This window comes from Qipengyuania benthica (genome assembly GCF_030717865.1).
Classification (GTDB): domain Bacteria; phylum Pseudomonadota; class Alphaproteobacteria; order Sphingomonadales; family Sphingomonadaceae; genus Qipengyuania; species Qipengyuania benthica.
In genome coordinates this window covers 547,820-563,053 of sequence record NZ_JAVAIL010000001.1, presented here as the reverse complement: position 1 = coordinate 563,053, position 15,234 = coordinate 547,820, and the positions used below count along the sequence as shown (strand labels likewise).

At 65.6% G+C, this 15,234-nt stretch carries 18 protein-coding genes; all 18 read right to left on the bottom strand.

Features of this window, described 5'->3' with window-relative positions:
* Window positions 1-177 precede the first annotated feature (177 nt).
* From Q9K01_RS02825 to Q9K01_RS02740, 18 genes are read right to left on the bottom strand one after another with little or no spacing between them, the layout of a single operon-like run.
* The gene (locus Q9K01_RS02825) at window positions 178-558 is read right to left on the bottom strand and encodes a flagellar protein FliS (RefSeq protein ID WP_305928686.1); all 381 of its coding nucleotides are present in this window, start codon (window positions 556-558) and stop codon (window positions 178-180) included.
* Between the two features lies 1 nt (window position 559).
* Entirely contained in the window at window positions 560-1,978 is a 1,419-nt protein-coding gene (gene fliD, locus Q9K01_RS02820) for a flagellar filament capping protein FliD (protein ID WP_305928685.1), read from the bottom strand.
* Window positions 1,975-3,138, bottom strand: a complete 1,164-nt coding sequence (locus Q9K01_RS02815; protein ID WP_305928684.1) for an EscU/YscU/HrcU family type III secretion system export apparatus switch protein — start codon at window positions 3,136-3,138, stop codon at window positions 1,975-1,977. Before Q9K01_RS02815 ends, fliD begins: the two co-directional genes overlap by 4 nt.
* Window positions 3,135-3,920 (bottom strand): flagellar biosynthetic protein FliR, encoded by a 786-nt coding sequence (fliR, locus tag Q9K01_RS02810; RefSeq protein WP_305928683.1) that lies wholly within the window; start codon window positions 3,918-3,920, stop codon window positions 3,135-3,137. The genes Q9K01_RS02815 and fliR overlap by 4 nt, the downstream gene beginning before the upstream one ends.
* Window positions 3,917-4,189 carry a flagellar biosynthetic protein FliQ gene (locus tag Q9K01_RS02805; RefSeq protein WP_305928682.1) on the bottom strand — a complete coding sequence of 91 codons (273 nt, stop codon included), beginning with the start codon at window positions 4,187-4,189 and terminating at the stop codon, window positions 3,917-3,919. The genes fliR and Q9K01_RS02805 overlap by 4 nt, the downstream gene beginning before the upstream one ends.
* A gap of 5 nt (window positions 4,190-4,194) precedes the next feature.
* Window positions 4,195-4,923: a flagellar type III secretion system pore protein FliP gene (gene fliP / locus Q9K01_RS02800; RefSeq protein ID WP_305929162.1), complete on the bottom strand. Its 729-nt coding sequence runs from the start codon at window positions 4,921-4,923 to the stop codon at window positions 4,195-4,197.
* Window positions 4,924-4,961: 38 nt separating this feature from the next.
* Entirely contained in the window at window positions 4,962-5,261 is a 300-nt protein-coding gene (locus Q9K01_RS02795) for a flagellar biosynthetic protein FliO (protein WP_305928681.1), read from the bottom strand.
* A complete protein-coding gene (gene fliN / locus Q9K01_RS02790) occupies window positions 5,261-5,569 on the bottom strand; it encodes a flagellar motor switch protein FliN (protein ID WP_305928680.1) in 309 nt (102 codons plus the stop codon). Before fliN ends, Q9K01_RS02795 begins: the two co-directional genes overlap by 1 nt.
* A gap of 1 nt (window position 5,570) precedes the next feature.
* The gene (locus tag Q9K01_RS02785) at window positions 5,571-6,473 is read right to left on the bottom strand and encodes a FliM/FliN family flagellar motor C-terminal domain-containing protein (RefSeq protein WP_305928679.1); all 903 of its coding nucleotides are present in this window, start codon (window positions 6,471-6,473) and stop codon (window positions 5,571-5,573) included.
* The gene (locus tag Q9K01_RS02780; RefSeq protein WP_305928678.1) at window positions 6,470-7,051 is read right to left on the bottom strand and encodes a flagellar basal body-associated FliL family protein; all 582 of its coding nucleotides are present in this window, start codon (window positions 7,049-7,051) and stop codon (window positions 6,470-6,472) included. The genes Q9K01_RS02785 and Q9K01_RS02780 overlap by 4 nt, the downstream gene beginning before the upstream one ends.
* Window positions 7,052-7,086: 35 nt before the next feature.
* Window positions 7,087-8,541: a hypothetical protein gene (locus Q9K01_RS02775; protein WP_305928677.1), complete on the bottom strand. Its 1,455-nt coding sequence runs from the start codon at window positions 8,539-8,541 to the stop codon at window positions 7,087-7,089.
* 53 nt (window positions 8,542-8,594) lie between these two features.
* Window positions 8,595-8,978 carry a hypothetical protein gene (locus Q9K01_RS02770; protein WP_305928676.1) on the bottom strand — a complete coding sequence of 128 codons (384 nt, stop codon included), beginning with the start codon at window positions 8,976-8,978 and terminating at the stop codon, window positions 8,595-8,597.
* Window positions 8,968-10,299, bottom strand: a complete 1,332-nt coding sequence (locus tag Q9K01_RS02765; RefSeq protein WP_305928675.1) for a FliI/YscN family ATPase — start codon at window positions 10,297-10,299, stop codon at window positions 8,968-8,970. Before Q9K01_RS02765 ends, Q9K01_RS02770 begins: the two co-directional genes overlap by 11 nt.
* Window positions 10,287-10,862, bottom strand: coding sequence for a FliH/SctL family protein (locus Q9K01_RS02760; protein ID WP_305928674.1), 576 nt, complete (start codon window positions 10,860-10,862; stop codon window positions 10,287-10,289). The genes Q9K01_RS02765 and Q9K01_RS02760 overlap by 13 nt, the downstream gene beginning before the upstream one ends.
* The gene (fliG, locus tag Q9K01_RS02755) at window positions 10,855-11,868 is read right to left on the bottom strand and encodes a flagellar motor switch protein FliG (protein ID WP_305928673.1); all 1,014 of its coding nucleotides are present in this window, start codon (window positions 11,866-11,868) and stop codon (window positions 10,855-10,857) included. Before fliG ends, Q9K01_RS02760 begins: the two co-directional genes overlap by 8 nt.
* The gene (gene fliF / locus Q9K01_RS02750; protein ID WP_305928672.1) at window positions 11,865-13,481 is read right to left on the bottom strand and encodes a flagellar basal-body MS-ring/collar protein FliF; all 1,617 of its coding nucleotides are present in this window, start codon (window positions 13,479-13,481) and stop codon (window positions 11,865-11,867) included. The genes fliG and fliF overlap by 4 nt, the downstream gene beginning before the upstream one ends.
* 3 nt (window positions 13,482-13,484) lie before the next feature.
* Window positions 13,485-13,850 (bottom strand): flagellar hook-basal body complex protein FliE, encoded by a 366-nt coding sequence (fliE, locus tag Q9K01_RS02745; RefSeq protein WP_305928671.1) that lies wholly within the window; start codon window positions 13,848-13,850, stop codon window positions 13,485-13,487.
* On the bottom strand, window positions 13,847-15,103 hold the full coding sequence (locus Q9K01_RS02740; RefSeq protein WP_422785277.1) for a sigma-54 interaction domain-containing protein: 1,257 nt from the start codon (window positions 15,101-15,103) through the stop codon (window positions 13,847-13,849). The genes fliE and Q9K01_RS02740 overlap by 4 nt, the downstream gene beginning before the upstream one ends.
* Window positions 15,104-15,234 lie beyond the last annotated feature (131 nt).

Below are 15,234 nucleotides of genomic sequence, written 5' to 3'. Positions count from 1 at the left end.
CCCCGACTACCCCGTTCAATAAACCCAACTATAACTTTTTCAGTATGTTACCGCGAACAGCTTAGCACTCGGAGGCAACGCATCACGAAGTTGTTAACCACCTTCGTTAACAATCGTTAGCCGAAGCGATTCAGGCACCGCAATGATAAAGTTTCTGATTGGGATTTATTCTGCGGGTTAGGCGAACCGCACCGCCTGCATCGCCTTGCCGATATCGTGGAAATCCTGTTTCATGGCGGCGATGTTGGTCAGGTCGGTTTCGCGAACGGACTCGAGCAGCGAGACCTTGGCGGCGCCGTAGAAATGCAGCAGACTGCTCGCAAGTTCCGCCTGGCGGTCAATACCCAACTCCAGCGCGGTCAGCGCCGTTACGCAGCGGGTGAGTGCCTTGCTTCGGGCCGCCCGGTCTCCGCGAGCTTCGGCGATCTCGAGTGCACCAAGATTGGCGATCAGGTCTTCGATGCAGAAGATCACCAGATCGTCCCGACTTCCGCCCATCAGGCGAGCGTCGAAATTTGCCTCGCGATAGGCATCGGCAGGTTGCGTGCGGGCCAGCATGTCAGTTGCTCTGCGCGTTCCACGCATCGATCTGCGACTGGAGGAAGGACAGTGTCGACTTGGAGGCGGCGACACGGCTGTCCGCCTGGGCGAACCGGGCGACCATACTGGCGCGCAGGGTTTCCTGCTGTTCGGCCAATTTGGTCAGATCGCTCGATATCTGCTGCGACTGCGACTGATAGCGCACGATCGATCCGGCGAGCGAACCGGGATCGCTCGAACTGCTGCTCGACCGCGCCAGGCGATCGATGGTGGAATAGACACCATTGATCCCGGTGGTGAACATGGCGGCCACCCCGGCAGGATCGCGCTCGAGTGCTTGCGTCAGCTTGGCGCTGTCGAACCGGAAGCTGCCGTCGCGCTCGATCGCGAGGCCGAGTTCCGCCAGCGTGCGCGGCGAGCCTTCGGGAGCATTCGGGAGGATGACCGTCGAACCCAGTGCCGAGAGATTGCGGCTGAGCGCCCGAGCCCCCGGATCTCGTGACAGATCGCCCCCGAGCGGGTTGGTCGCTGTGCGCAATTCGGAGATAATCTCGTTGAGGGCCCCGGTGATGTCCTGCATCACGCCGGAGATCGCGCCATTGGAATTGGCGAAGCCGATCGTAGCGGGTGCGCCGGCGTTGGTACCGGTCAGCGAGAGCGAAAGTCCGGGCGCGGCGTTGGGGATGGTGTTGCTGCTTGTGCGCCTGAGCAGGCCGTCCAGCAGATATTCGGCGTCCGCCGATGCTTTCACCAATCGCGCGGGATCGCCGCCGGGCTGCCAGGCCAGCGCCGACAGTCCCGGATTTGCGCCGTCCTCGGTCGCTTCGATGACGAAGCCGTTCTCGAGGCCCTCTGCTCCTTTCATCACCAGTTGCGCGCCCGCCGCCGTCTGCGCGACATAGGCGGTCAGACCCGCGTTTCCGGAATTGATCGCATTCGCCACATCCGCGAGGGTGGAGCCGGGTACGATGTCGAGCGCCAGCGGCGGGCGCTCCGTATTCTCGGTGAAGGCGGCATTCGACGTCGCACCGAAGCGGATCGTCAGCGTGCCCGCCCCGACCGTATCGCTCGCCGAAGCATAGACTGGCCCGGTCAGCGTCTGGTTGCTCGCCAGGCTGTTGACCTCGAGCGAATAGGTGCCCTTTCCAAGGGCCCCCAGCGGGGTAGAGACGCTGGCTACCGATGCATTGCTGATCGTCGGAACCGGCGCGAGATCGCCGGTGCGCAAGCGGTCGCCCAGCGCGCTGGCGAAGAGCGAGAACGAACTGCGGATCGATCCGGCAAGCGAGATCTGGCGTTCGAGCGTCTCGGATCTGGCGGTCAGGCGCTCGTTGCGACCCGCGAATTGCGCTTCGGCGAGCTGGACCGCAAGGCCGGCCATGTCGATACCGCTGCCGATACCGAGCGTCGTGGCGATCGAGGAAGGTGAAACATTCATCGCTCTGAGAACGGCGCGGTGGCTGCGGGATTAACGGCCAGCCGACCCTCGGCGTCGAAACGCAGTGCCACCGGCACGTCGATCTGCGGACGCGGGGGCGACTCCCCTCGTTTCAGCGACAGGACATAGGCCAGAACCGATGCGATCGCGCCGTAGAGATCCTCGCAGATCACCTGCCGCTCGCGGGTAGTGAAATAGACCGACCGTGCCAGCTGCGGAAATTCGAGCGTGGGCAGATCCATCTCGCGGGCGAGTTCCTTCATCGCCATCGCCTTGTCGCCCCTGCCCTTGGCGAGCACGATCGGCGCCGATGCCTTGGTTTGATCGTAGGTCAGTGCAACCGCGAAATGGCTCGGGTTGGTGATGACGAATTGCGCTTCGCGCATCGCGCCCATCACCGAGCCGGTCGCGATATCGCGCTGGCGCTGGCGGCGCGCGGAGCGCATTTCGGGCGAGCCTTCGCTCTCCTTGCTCTCGTCGCGCATTTCCTGGTGACTCATCTTGAGCCGCTTTTGCTGGCGCAGCCACATGATCGGCAGATCGACCATCGCGATCACCACCAGCCCTCCCGAGAGCGCGAAGACCAGCGAGACGATCGCGTCCCAGGCCGCACCCAGCTGGACCGAGAGCGAGCCGCGGCCCAGCCCGATGATCATGTCGATGCTCGACCACCACCAGGCAAAGGCGATCGCGCCCAGCAGGACGATCTTGAGCAGCCCCTTCCCCATCTCGATGAGCCCGGTCGGCCCGAACATCCGCTTCAGCCCGGACAGCGGATTGATCCGCGATCCCTTGGCTGCGAGATTCGCCCCCACCCATCGGCCGCGCCCGAAACCCAATTGGGTCAGCAGCGTCACCAGGATCACCGGAACGGCGAGCGTCAGGATGGCGAGAACCGAAAGGAACAGTCCTTCCATCATGAGCAGCCCGACATTGTAGTCGTTCATGTCGCGCGCATCGAAGCGGAACGCCTCGCTCATCAAGCCGGCGAGACCTTCGAGCAGCCAGGGCCCCGCGAACACCAGCCACACCCCGCCCAGCAGCATCACGGCGGCCGTGCCCGATTCCTTCGAGCGCAGGACGTCGCCCTTCTTGGCAGCGTCTGCGAGGCGCTTCTCGGTTGGTGCGAAGGTCTTTTCGCCGGCGGTTTCCTCGCTCATCGGACCAGCACGCCTTCGGCCTGTTCGAGCGATCCCTCGACGATGCCGAGGAACTGGTCGTAGATCAGCGGCGCCGAGATCACGAGCGCGACGAGCCCTGCCAGAACGCCGGCGGGCAGGCCCAGCGCAAAGAGGTTGAGCGAGGGCGCCGAACGGCTGAGAATGCCGGTCAGAACCTGAACCAGGAACAGGATGAGCGTGACCGGGAGTGCGATGCGCAGCGCGGTTTCGAACATGCTGGTGGCGAAGCTCGCAATCATTCCGAACCGCTCCGCCCCGAGCCAGGTCTCTCCCGGCGGGAAGGCCCGATAGCTTTCGGTGACCAGCGCGATCCAGTGCAGATGCGCTCCCGTAGCGAGGAAAATCAGGGTGAGGACGATGATGAAGTACTGGCCGAAGGCAGTGGTCGTGCCGCCCCCCATGGGATCGCTCGACATCGCCATGCTCATCCCCATCCCGCCGCCGATCAGTTCGGCCGCGATGGTCGGAGCCGCAAAGGCCAGTTGCAGCACGAAGCCGAGCGCGAGACCGACGGCCACTTCCCCGGCGACCGCCATCAGTCCTTCGAGCGAAAACAGCGCGGGTGGAGTCGCGATCTCGGGCAGCCAGATCGAGGTGAAGATCGCCAGCGCGCCGGTCAGCGAGATCCGCACCGTCATCGGCACCGAGGATGCGCCGAAGAAGGGCGCCGCGAGCAGCGCGGCACCGATGCGGGTCATCAGAAAGACGACGCGCCACATGTCCTGCTCGAGCGCACCGAAGCCGAAGTCGAGCCCTGTCACCCGCCCATCCGCGCGATTTCGGCGAAGATATCGAGCATGAAATCGTTCACCAGCGCCATCATCGAGGCACCGAACACGACCAGCACGAAGGCCACCGCAGCCAGTTTCGGCACGAAGGTGAGCGTCTGCTCGTTGACAGACGTGGCGGCTTGAACGAGCCCGATCACCAGACCGATGGCGAGGCTGGCGAGCAGAACCGGCGCCGCCACCAGAGCGGCGATCCACAGCATGCGGTCGGCGAGCGACAGAAGGACGGAGGCTTCATCCATGGCGGCTACGCGAAACTGGAGGCAAGGGAACCCATCAGCAGCGCCCAGCCGTCGACGAGGACGAACAGCAGCAGCTTGAAGGGAAGCGAGACGATCATCGGGCTCATCATCATCATGCCAAGGCTCATCAGGACACTAGCGATGACGAGATCGATCACGAGGAAGGGGAGGAACAGCATAAAGCCGATCTGGAACGCGGTCTTGAGTTCGCTGGTCACGAAGGCAGGAAGCAGGATCGAGAACGGCACTTCCTGCGGGCTGGCGAATTGCGGCGTATCGGCGATATCGGCGAACATCCTGAGGTCGTACTCCCGGGTCTGGCGGATCATGAAGGCATGGAACTGGTCGCCGGCCCGCTCGATGGCGACTTCGGCGCCGATCTCGCCCGCCGAATAGGGGGCGATCGCCGCTTCGTTCACGCGCTCTAGCGTCGGCGCCATGATGAACAGCGAGAGGAACAGGCTGATCCCGATCAGCACCTGGTTGGGGGGCGACTGCTGCAGCCCGAGCGCCTGTCGCAGGATCGCCAGCACGATGATGATCCGCGTGAAGCTGGTCATCATCAGCAGCAGCGCCGGCAGGATCGTCAGCAGCCCCATCACCAGCAGCAGCTGGAGCGACAGGCTCAGCGGCTCGCCACCGGCGCCCGAGAGCTGGCCGAAAGCGCGATCGAGAGCGCCCGGAACGGCTCCTTCAGCTGCAGTCTGCGCGGTCACGATGGCCGGATAGGTCATTGCGGCGAGCGTCGCGCCGAACTTGAGAAGCCGGGCGATCACGCCGCGGGCTCCACGACCACCGCAGGTGCGGCTTCGCGAACCCGGGCCGGCGCCTCGGCGAGCCGCGTCAGGCCGTTGCGCGATGTCGACACGAGTATCTCACGGCCATGGAATTCGATCACCGCGAGCCGCAGCGTGGGAGACAGCATGGTCGTCTCAATGATCTTGACCGACTTTTCGCTGCCCGCAGGAGCGCCGAACTGACCTTGCAGCCGCTTGGCGAGCTTGAGCGTGCCCCAGATCATCGCGCAGATGACCGGGAGCAGGATTAACAGCTTGAGGACGTACCAGAACATTACTGCAGGGCTTCCACTTTGGGTTCGGCGATCGCAGTCGGCGCAGCACCGCCGCTGCTGGAGGCTCCCACGAGCTCGAGCACGCGGATGGCGAAGCGGTTGCCCTGAGCGACCACCTCGCCGCGCGCGATCATCTTGCCGTTGACGAGGATATCGAGCGGTTCGTCGGTCAGGCGATCGAGTTCGATGAAGCTGGATTCCCCGAGCGCCAGCACGTCGCGCAGGCGCATCTGCTTGCGGCCGAGTTCGACCGTGAGGCGGACGTCGATATCCTGGATGAGGCCGAAGCCATCGGCGTGAAGCGACATGTCAGTGATCCTTTGCGATTGATGTCTGGGTGAGTTCGAGTGCCACGCGGTCGTCGATTTCCCCGACGGTTCCATGGGCGATGATGGTGTCGCCGATCAGCAGCGGCACGTTGCGGTGGATCGCGACGGGGATCAGCGCGCCGGGCGCCAGCTGGGCCAGACGCGCGATCGACATCGGCACATCTACCAGCACCGCACGCAGCGGCATCTCGACCTCCGCGACCGCCGAGCCTTCGAGGCCGCGCGCCCCGATCTTGCGTCCGGTGGCGGGCGACACCGCGCGCGAGCCGACGAGCTTCGCCAGCATCGCCTCGCTCGCGGCGAGGCGAACCCGCCAAATTCGCGCATTGCCCGCAAGCGCTACCGAAAGCGTGGCCGTCCAGATGCGCTCGCTCGGTTCGAAGGGCGCGACCTGGTCGACCACGCTGCCGCTGGCCGAAGCGGCGATTTCGCTTCGGTCGCAGGCCTGCCGCAGCGTCTCGGCGATGCGATCCTCGAATTGCTGTGCGAACCGCGCCGCCGACGCCGGCAGGACCGCATAGTCCTCGTCGATCTCGCCGGTCCCCCCCAGGATGCGCTCGAATTGGGCAACCAGATCGGCCACCGGGGTGGACACGAGGATGCCGCACCGGTCCTGGCCGAGGGCATAGAAGGAATGGACATTGGCGGTGGCGACCTGTGACAGCCACTCGCTCGCCGGCAGTTGATCCAGCTCGCCCGCTTCCACCCGCAGCGCACGGCAATCGCACAGCTCTCCGAGCGAGGTGCGCGCGTGCTCGGCGAACTGGCCGGCGAAGCGCTCGAACTCATTGGCGAAGTCCGGCGGGCTCGCCGCGCGGCTGAGCAGCTCGTCGCAGTGACGCGCGGCGCGCGCGGCGGTCTTAGGGAAAGTGGCGCTGATCATTGGATGATGAGCGAACGGAAATAGACGTTTGCGACCCCGCCGAAGCCCTCGCGTTCTTCGAGCACTTGGTTGATTGCCGCGGCCAGGCGCTTCTGCAGCTGCTGCTTGCCCGCCACGCCCATGAGCTCGGCTTCATCGGTGGAAGCGAGTTCGACGAGAACCCTAGAGCGCAGTGCCGTTTCATGCTCGTGCAACCACATGAGTACGCGCCCATCATGATGGGTCGAGGCGGCGAGGCTGATCTGGATCAGCGCCGAACCATCGGCGAGGTTGGAAGTGAACTCCTCGCCAAAATTGTAGTAGGCCGTGCGGTATTTGCTTCCGCCTGTTCCGTGGACGATTTCGACCTTGTCCTTGCCGTCGTCCGCATAGGGAAACGGATCCTCCATTCCCTTGAGTACGAGCTTGGGCTGCATGTCTTCCGCCTTCTCGGCGTGCTGGCCCAACAGGCCGCTGGCGAAGGCGGCATAGGTGCCGCCGCCACCTGCACCGAGCAGGACGATGCCCAAAAGCACCGCTTTGATGAAGCCGCCCTTCTTCTTGGTCTTGGGATCGGTAGTGGATTGGTCGTCCGACATTGAGCAGTCCTATTGGTTCGAAACGTTGAATGGGATCAGGCGTAAAGGGCGTCATCGCCGGGCGCGGGTCGCGCGGGATTGCGAGGGTCCTGCGCCGAAGAGGCCAGCTGACGATCCCGCTGATGGTGCGAACCCTCGCCCTGCGCACGGCCATCGGAAGAAGCGGTGCCCGAGGAGTTGGCACCCTGCCCCGCCGTGCCGGCGCCACGCTCCGATGCGGCGAAGTTCGTCTGAGACGTCGGCGGGAGCGACTGCTGCGGCGGCTCGCCTGCACGACCCGTTGGCCGATCGGCGGCGACGGCGAGAGCCAGCGCGCGCTGCATGTCGTTGTCCTTCGCTGCGATCTCGACGTCGAGACCGTTGCGAGCGTGGTCGAAGGTGACCGTCAGCGCCCCGAACTCGCGATGCGTGACGGCAATACTGGCGGATTTCGTCATGTCGAACTCGCGCGCCACCGAGAGACGCTCCACCAGACGTTCGATCCCCTCGACCGAACTCATGGCGCTGGCCGTGGTTGCAGCTGCAACCCGCAGCCCATCGCCCCTGTTTGCCGCAGCGGCCTCGAGCGGAGCGAAGGCCGGCATTGCGAAGGGCTTGGCACTTTCCGGCGATGCCAGCGTGCGTGCGGCGCCAGTCGCGCTTTCCGGGCCGGATGCCTGGCCCGACCGATCACCCGAACTCGCATCCTTCTCAAGCGATGACGACCGGACCGGCTGAGTGCGTTCGGAAGAGATGGCAGCAGGTGGCTGCGCGTCGCGGCCCGCCTGCTTCGGCTCCGCGGCGAGCGTTGCGGCCATCCGGCCATCGGAACGAGGCGCGCGATCCGCAAGGCTGGCGAGGTGCGGTTGCGGAGACGCTGGGACCGGCTCCCCCGCGGTCTTCGGAATGGACCCGATCGCCGCCGAAAGCTGCTTCTCGACGGGCGCGAATACATCTTGCGGTGCGGCGACGCGGAGCGCTGTCGTCTCGAGCGGAGCGAGCGACACCGTCATGCGGATTTGATCCGAGCGCGGCGTGGGGCTGACAGATGCGGCAGCAGCGCCTTCCTTGGCTGCAACCTGCGTCCCCTCGGCGTCAGCTGTCCCCAGCGCACGCCGCACGCTCTGCTGCACAGGAAGCGCCGTCTGCGCCTGCTGAAAGGAAATGATCGTGGCGGAAGAATGCATCGAACCGGCGGCGCCAGGGCGCGGCACAGGACCGGTGGCCGCTTCGCCGACGATCTGACCTGCGGTGGCAGCGGCAAGGTTGCCGCCATCAACCGGCAAAATCTTGCCGGTCGGCAGATTGCCGGCCCCGTCTTCTTCCCCCACCGGCGCGTCGGCTGATGACCCGTTCGGCGTCGGCAGTATCTGCATGAGTTGCGCTATGAGGGCCGCGAAACCATCGATTCCGGAGTTTCCCGAGCTTTCCGATGCCGCATTCTCGCCCGAGACGGACTTGGCCTGCGGCATGTCGATTGCGGCGAGGAAAGAAGGAGGAGCGATCATCATGGGTCCGTCTGCTGTTCACGGCCCTCCCTTCAAGAACCGTGCCAGTTTCGGACTCAGCGCTCCAGATCGGCGATGATGGCGCGGGCGAGGCTTCGCCGGTCTTCCGCCGCGCGGCGCATCCGGCGTTCGGCGGTGGCGAGTTCTTCCAGGCTCGCATCGGAGCGTTGGCCGGCCTCCTGCGCGTGCTGTTCGCTCACGGCGCAAAGCTGCTGCAGCTGGCCCTGCATCGCCTTCGCGCCGCGCAGATCGGTGCCGATCGCCGCATCGCCCTGCTGGGCATAGTGCCGCGCCAGCGAGCGCGTCCGCTCCGCCACTCCGAACAGGCGGCGGCGCGTTTCCTCGGCTTCAGAGGCGGCCAGCGCCGAACGGCTGCGTTCGACGGTGCGAATCCGTTCCAGCAAACGAGCGCGTTTGAGTTTGCGAGGATCAGTCCTCACCGCTGACGAGCTCCCTCATCTGCAGCGCGGCGGCGGAGATATCGACATGGCTGCCGCCCTCCTGAGACAGGAACTCGACCATCCTCGAATTGAGGGCGATGGCTTCGTCAAGCAGCGGATCGGTGCCTTTGCGATAGGCCCCCATCATCACCAGATCGCGGTTCGCTTCGTAGGTCGCGCTCAGCGCGCGGAAGCGGCGAGCGGCCATGGCATGGTCGGGCGCGACGATATCGTTCATCACCCGGCTCAGCGACGCACCGACATCGACCGCAGGGTATTGCCCGCGCTGCGCGATCTCGCGCGACAGCACGATGTGGCCGTCGAGGATCGCGCGCGCAGTGTCGACGACGGGATCGTTCTGATCGTCGCCATCGGCCAGCACCGTGTAGACGCCGGTCACCGCCCCGCCCGTTTCCCCGGAATTGCCCGCCCGCTCGATCAGCTTGGTGATGGTGGCCAGCGCGGAGGGCGGATAGCCCCGCGCCGCGCCGGGTTCGCCGAGCAGGATGCCGATCTCGCGCGCCGCATGCGCGACGCGGGTCAGGCTGTCGAGGATCAGCAGGACGCGTTTTCCCTGACCGCGCAGATGCTCCGCCAGCGATGTCGCCAGCAGCGCGCCGCGCATCCGCAAGTTGGCGGCATGATCCGCCGGAACCGCGACGATCGCGGTCGTGGCGGCGCGTGGCCCGGACATGTGGCGGCCGACGAAGTCGGACACCTCGCGGGCGCGCTCGCCGATCAGGCCGACGACCACAGCATCCGCCTGCGCACCCTCGACGATCATGTCCATCAGCACCGATTTGCCGACGCCCGAACCCGCCATGATCCCGATCCGCTGACCGATCCCGAAGGTGGTCAGCGCGTTGAGCGAGCGAATTCCGGTGTCGAAAGGCTGGGTCACCCGGGAACGGTCGAGCGCGCCTACGCGGTGCCCGCCCGCGGGCCAGGCGGTGGTTGAACCAACCGGTCCGCGCCCATCGATCGGACTGCCCGAACCATCCACGGCACGCCCAAGGAATTCCTCGCCGACATAGAGCATGCCCGGCTGTCCCTCGGGGCGGACTATCGCGCCGGGGCGCAGCAGGACGGTATCGCCTAGCATCATCATCATGGTGTGGCCGTTGCGGAAGCCGATCGCTTCGGCCCGGTGTTCGGTGCCATTGCCTTGCGCGATGCGGCATAGGCTGCCGATCGGCACACCCAGCCCCGAGACTTCGATCAGGCCACCGTCGCAAGCCACCACCCGTCCGAACCGCCGCGGGGCCAGATCGATCGGCGCCATGGCGGCTTCGCTCAGAACGCTGTCGATCAGGGCACGCATGAATCGAGGGCTTCGGCGATGGCGCGGCGCCATTGCTGGGGGCCGTCCTCCACCCCGCCATCTTCGGTCTCGACACGCAGACCGCCGCGTTCGACCGACGCATCGGGCAGGAGTTCGAGCTCGGGCGCCACGCTGTCGCGCACCAGTGCGAGATCGTCGGGATGGATATGGATGATCCTCTGGTCGTGCTTGCGCTGGAGCATGGCCGCCGCCAGTTCGATCCGAGCCGCAAGCGCCTTGCTATCGAGCGCCAGCGGTAGCACCGCATCGTCGCACAGGGCATGGACGGTGGCGCGCAATAATTCGCGCAAGCTCTGCGCGCTTTCCACATCGAAGCGGGCGAAGGCCAGCTCGATCGCGTTGCGCTCGGCGCGTTCGCGGGCGAGCTGCGCCTCGGCATCGGCCCTGGCCGAGTCCTGGCCATCCTCGAAGCCGCTGCGATACGCCTCCGCCGCAGCATCGACCGCGACGGGCGGCGCCTCCTCGACGACGACCGGCGCGTAGCGGGCACTGGGGGTGAACCCCCCCGGTCTACCCAAAGCGGAATAGGCGACCCTAGACATAATCCTCGTCGCCATCGCCCATGATGATCTCGCCGTCCGCCATCAAGCGCTTGGCGATCGCGACCACATCCTTCTGCGCCTGTTCGACTTCGGTCTTCTTAACCCGGCCGCGACCTTCGATATCGTCGCGCAGCCCATCCGCCGCGCGCGAGGACATGGCGCCGAAGAACTGTTCGCGCTGTTCCGGCTCGATGCCCTTCAAAGCCAGGATCAGCGTGTCGTTTTCGATCTCGCGCAGCAGGACACCGGTCATCTTCACATCGAGAGCGAACAGATGCTCGAACTTGAACATCTCGTTCTCGAGCTCCTTGGCGAGCTTCTTGTCCACCTTGCCGATCGACGGGATTACCCGCTTCTCGACGCTGCGATGAGAGCGATTGATGATTTCCGCCGCCTGTTTGATCCCGCCCATCGAGAGCGGGATCGTGCCATGCAGCTTCTCGATCTTGGCATTGAGCGTCTGCTCGAGAATGGTGATCGCCTGGCGGGAAACGGGCCCGAGCCGCGCCACGCGGTGAAGGACCGGGGTGTGCAGATGCTCGGGCAGCGCCGCGAGCGCGGCCGCCGCCACTTCGGTGTCGAGCTGGAGCAGCAGCACCGCGATCGCCTGCGGATGTTCGTCCGCAAGAATCTCGCCGATGATCTGAGGATCGAGCCAGCGCAGCAGGCCCAGCGCCGGTTGCCCCTCCTCTTCCGCCTCGGGCGCGATCTGGCGCATGAGGTTTTCGGTTTTCACCTCACCCACCGCGCTCGAGAGCAGGCGCCGGACGCTGGCCACGCGGCCATGATCGCCGATTCCGCTGTCCTGCGTCGAGCGTGAAAAGCCCGAAATCGCATCGATGATCGACTGTGGCTGCACCTCGCCGATCCCGCACATGGTGCCGGCTAGCTGGCGCAACTCGTCCGGGGTCAGCTGCGAAAGGATTTTCGAGGCATCCTCTTCGGCGAGCAGCATCACCATGATCGCCGCCTTGTCGGTGCCGCCGAGCGGCAGGGGCGTGCTCATGCCGCTTCTCCTGCCAACCTGGCGTCTTCGGCGAGCAGCCGCCGCAGCGCAAGCACCGCATCGTCGGGATTTTCACGTGCGATCCGCTGCGCGAGTTCGATCTGGCTATCGAGCGCCTCGCGGTCGTAGGCGACCAGCGCTTGCGACGATCCGGGCAGTGCGGGTACATCTTCGCCGCCTACGGTTGGGTCGTCCTTGCTTGCAGGGCCGCGCAAGGCCTTGATCGCCGGTCGCACGGCGAGCAGCAGGACCAGCAGGACAGCAAGAATGGCCACGCCGTTGCGCACTGCCATGCCGAACCAGCTGGTTTCATAGAAGGGGATCCCCTCGGCTTCGACCTTCTCGAACGGCCGCATCACCACAGTGACCTGATCGCCGCGATCGGTTCTCGCTCCGACCGCAGCCGAGACCAGCTCCTTCACCTTGGTGATATCGGCGGCGCTCGCCTTGGCCAGCGCGGCCTGGTCGATGGCGACAGCCACCGAGAGATATTTGATCGAGCCGGGGCTGAGGTTCGAAACCGACACCTCGCGGCCCATCTCGAATACCCGGGTGGCGCTTCGCTCGCCGATGCCGTTTGCGGCTGCGGCTTGCTGAGTATCTTGCGGCGCGCCATCGCGCGCTGCCGCGTCGGCGGGCGGAGTATTTGCGAGCACGCCGGGTATGCCGATGGCCGGGGTTGCGACATTCTGCGATTCCTGCGTCGTCTCGCGCCGAACCGAACCATCCTTGTCGTAGCTCTCGCGTGCCGAGGTGACCTCGTCCATATTGAGTTCGACCTGCACCTGCGACGAAAACGCGCCGCTGCCGAACATCGGCGCCAACAACTGGTCGACCTGCGCGTTGAGCTTGGCTTCCATCTGGGCTTGCAGATCGAGCCGTCCGCTGTTGGGATCGCGCGCCTGGGTCAGCAATTTGCCGTGCTGATCGACGACCTTGACCGCATCGATCGCCAGACCCGAAACCGAACCGGCGACGAGATTGGTGATCGCGCTGACCTGGCTGTCGGCGAGCTGGCGCCCGCGCGCCATGCGCACCATGATCGAAGCGGAGGGCGAGACATCATCGCGCACGAAGACCGATCTCTCGGCCTTGGCTATATGGACGCGGACCGCCTCGACCCCGTCGATCTCCATGATGGTAAGAACGAGTTCGCGTTCCTGCGCGGCGCGCAGGCGATCGCCTTCGAGGGTGCGGCTGGCACCCATCGGCAGATTGTCGATCAGGTCGGTCCCGCTGGCGGGCGCTGCCAGCGAACCGTCGGCAGCGACCAGCATCCGGGCGCGGTAGACATCGTCTTCGTTGACGGTGAGCGTACCCGAGCCGTTGTCGATCTGGTAGGCAATGCCCGCCTGATCTAGCGAAGCGACCACGCCCGCCCGCCCGGCATCGTCGAGCGAGGAATAGAGGACGCGCTGCGGCGCGGGCGAGAGCGTCGCCCAGGTCAGCGCCAGCAGGCCGAGGCCTGCCGTACCCGCGAACCACGGCAGCATCTTGCGCACCGAGGGTTGCGCCGCGAAGGCACGGGCGCGTTCGGTGAAGGTGCCCGTGCCGCTTGTCAGCGTCGAAAGCGCGCCGCCGCCTGTAGGCGCGGTGGGAACGAGTCCGGTCATGGCTTAGATGCCCATCCGCATGGTTTCCTGGTACGCGGACAACAGCTTGTTGCGCACCTGGAGGGTTGCCTCGAAGGCGACGCCGGCTTCCTGCCGGGCCAGCATTACCTTGGCGATATCGGTCACTTCACCGCGCTCGTAAGCCTCGGTGATTCCGCTGGCGCGGGCCTGGGTCGCGTTCACATTGTCGAGCGCGTCGCGCAGCGAATTGCCGAAGTCCGCCGGCTGCGATGCCGCGCCTTCTACCGGTGACGCCGGCTTGGCCTCGTGCAGTTCCTGCAGGACTTTCGAACGATCGATGATCTGCTGGCGCAGCGCGATGATCTGGTCGATCGATCCGCCTCCGCCGATGCCGCCTACGGGGTTCATCGTGTGCCTCCCACTGCAATGCCGGCTTCACGGAAGGAAGCCAGACGGTAACGCAAGGTTCGCTCGCTGATGCCGAGCGCGCGGGCCGCATTGGCGCGGTGCCCGCCGACCGAATCCAGCGTCTCCATGATGGCGCGTGCCTCGGAGAGCTTGACGATCTTGGACAATTTGGCAGGCGCTTCCTCGGCGACCGTCTCGGTCTCCACCGGTGCGGTCGGCGCGACGGCGCGTGCGGTCATGTCGAAGATGATGTGCTGCGGCCCGATCACGGCTTCGCCCTGCGACAGCAGCAGCGCGCGCCGCATCACGTTCTCGAGCTCGCGGACATTGCCGGGCCATGGATAGCTGCGCAGCGTGGCAAGCGCCGCCTCGTCGATCCACGGCACCCGGTCGCCCTTGGCCGAATGGCGCATGAGCATGGTGAAGGCGAGCGGCGCGATATCGGCCTGGCGCTCGCGCAGCGGCAGCATCGCGATCGGAAAGACATTGAGGCGATAGTAAAGGTCGGCGCGGAAGCGGCCCTCGGCCACCTCGAGCGGCAGGTCGCGGTTGGCGCAGGCGATGATCCGGACATCGACCTTGATCGGCCGGGTCGCGCCGATCGGGACGACCTCGCCCTCCTGAAGCGTGCGCAGCAGTTTCGCCTGGAGCGAGAGCGGCATTTCGGCAATCTCGTCGAGCAGCAGCGTGCCGCCATCGGCAGCGCGGAAGAAGCCCTCGGCTGCCGCGCTGGCACCGGTGAAGGAACCCTTCTCGTGCCCGAACAGCATGGCTTCGAGCATCGTCTCGGGGATCGCGGCACAGTTGAGCGCGATGAACGGCTTGTCGCGGCGGTCGCTGCGGCGATGAATGAAATTGGAGAGGACTTCCTTTCCGGTGCCGGTGGGACCGTTGATCAGCACCGGGATGTCGGTCCGCGCGAGACGGTCGGCCAGCGCGATCACCGACAGCGAAGCGGGATCGGCCGCGACCGGACCATGTCCGGCGTAGATCATCGCGACCAGCGCCGCGATGCTGCTTTCGGCGATCGGATCCTGATAGGTAAGCGCGCCGCCAGTCCCGGCGAACGCCAATTCGGCCATCTCGCCGCGGGCGAGCGTAATGGTCCGGGCATCGCGGTTCGCTGCGGGTTCGTCGGCATCGGCCAGGGTCACCGGTCGATCCATGAAGAGTGACGACGCAATTCCCGCCAGCCGTGACTCGATCGTCGAGTGCCGCCTCGTAAAATTCGTGGTCTTCGTAATCCCGTCCATCACCGCCCCCTGGTGGCATGTCTTACCGACGGGAGGTGAAATGCACCCGGGACGTCGAACAAATGGATAAATTTAGACCCCGTAGAATTACGGATATGGTTAACGGATCCCTGCGGCCGAAACGCTTTTTC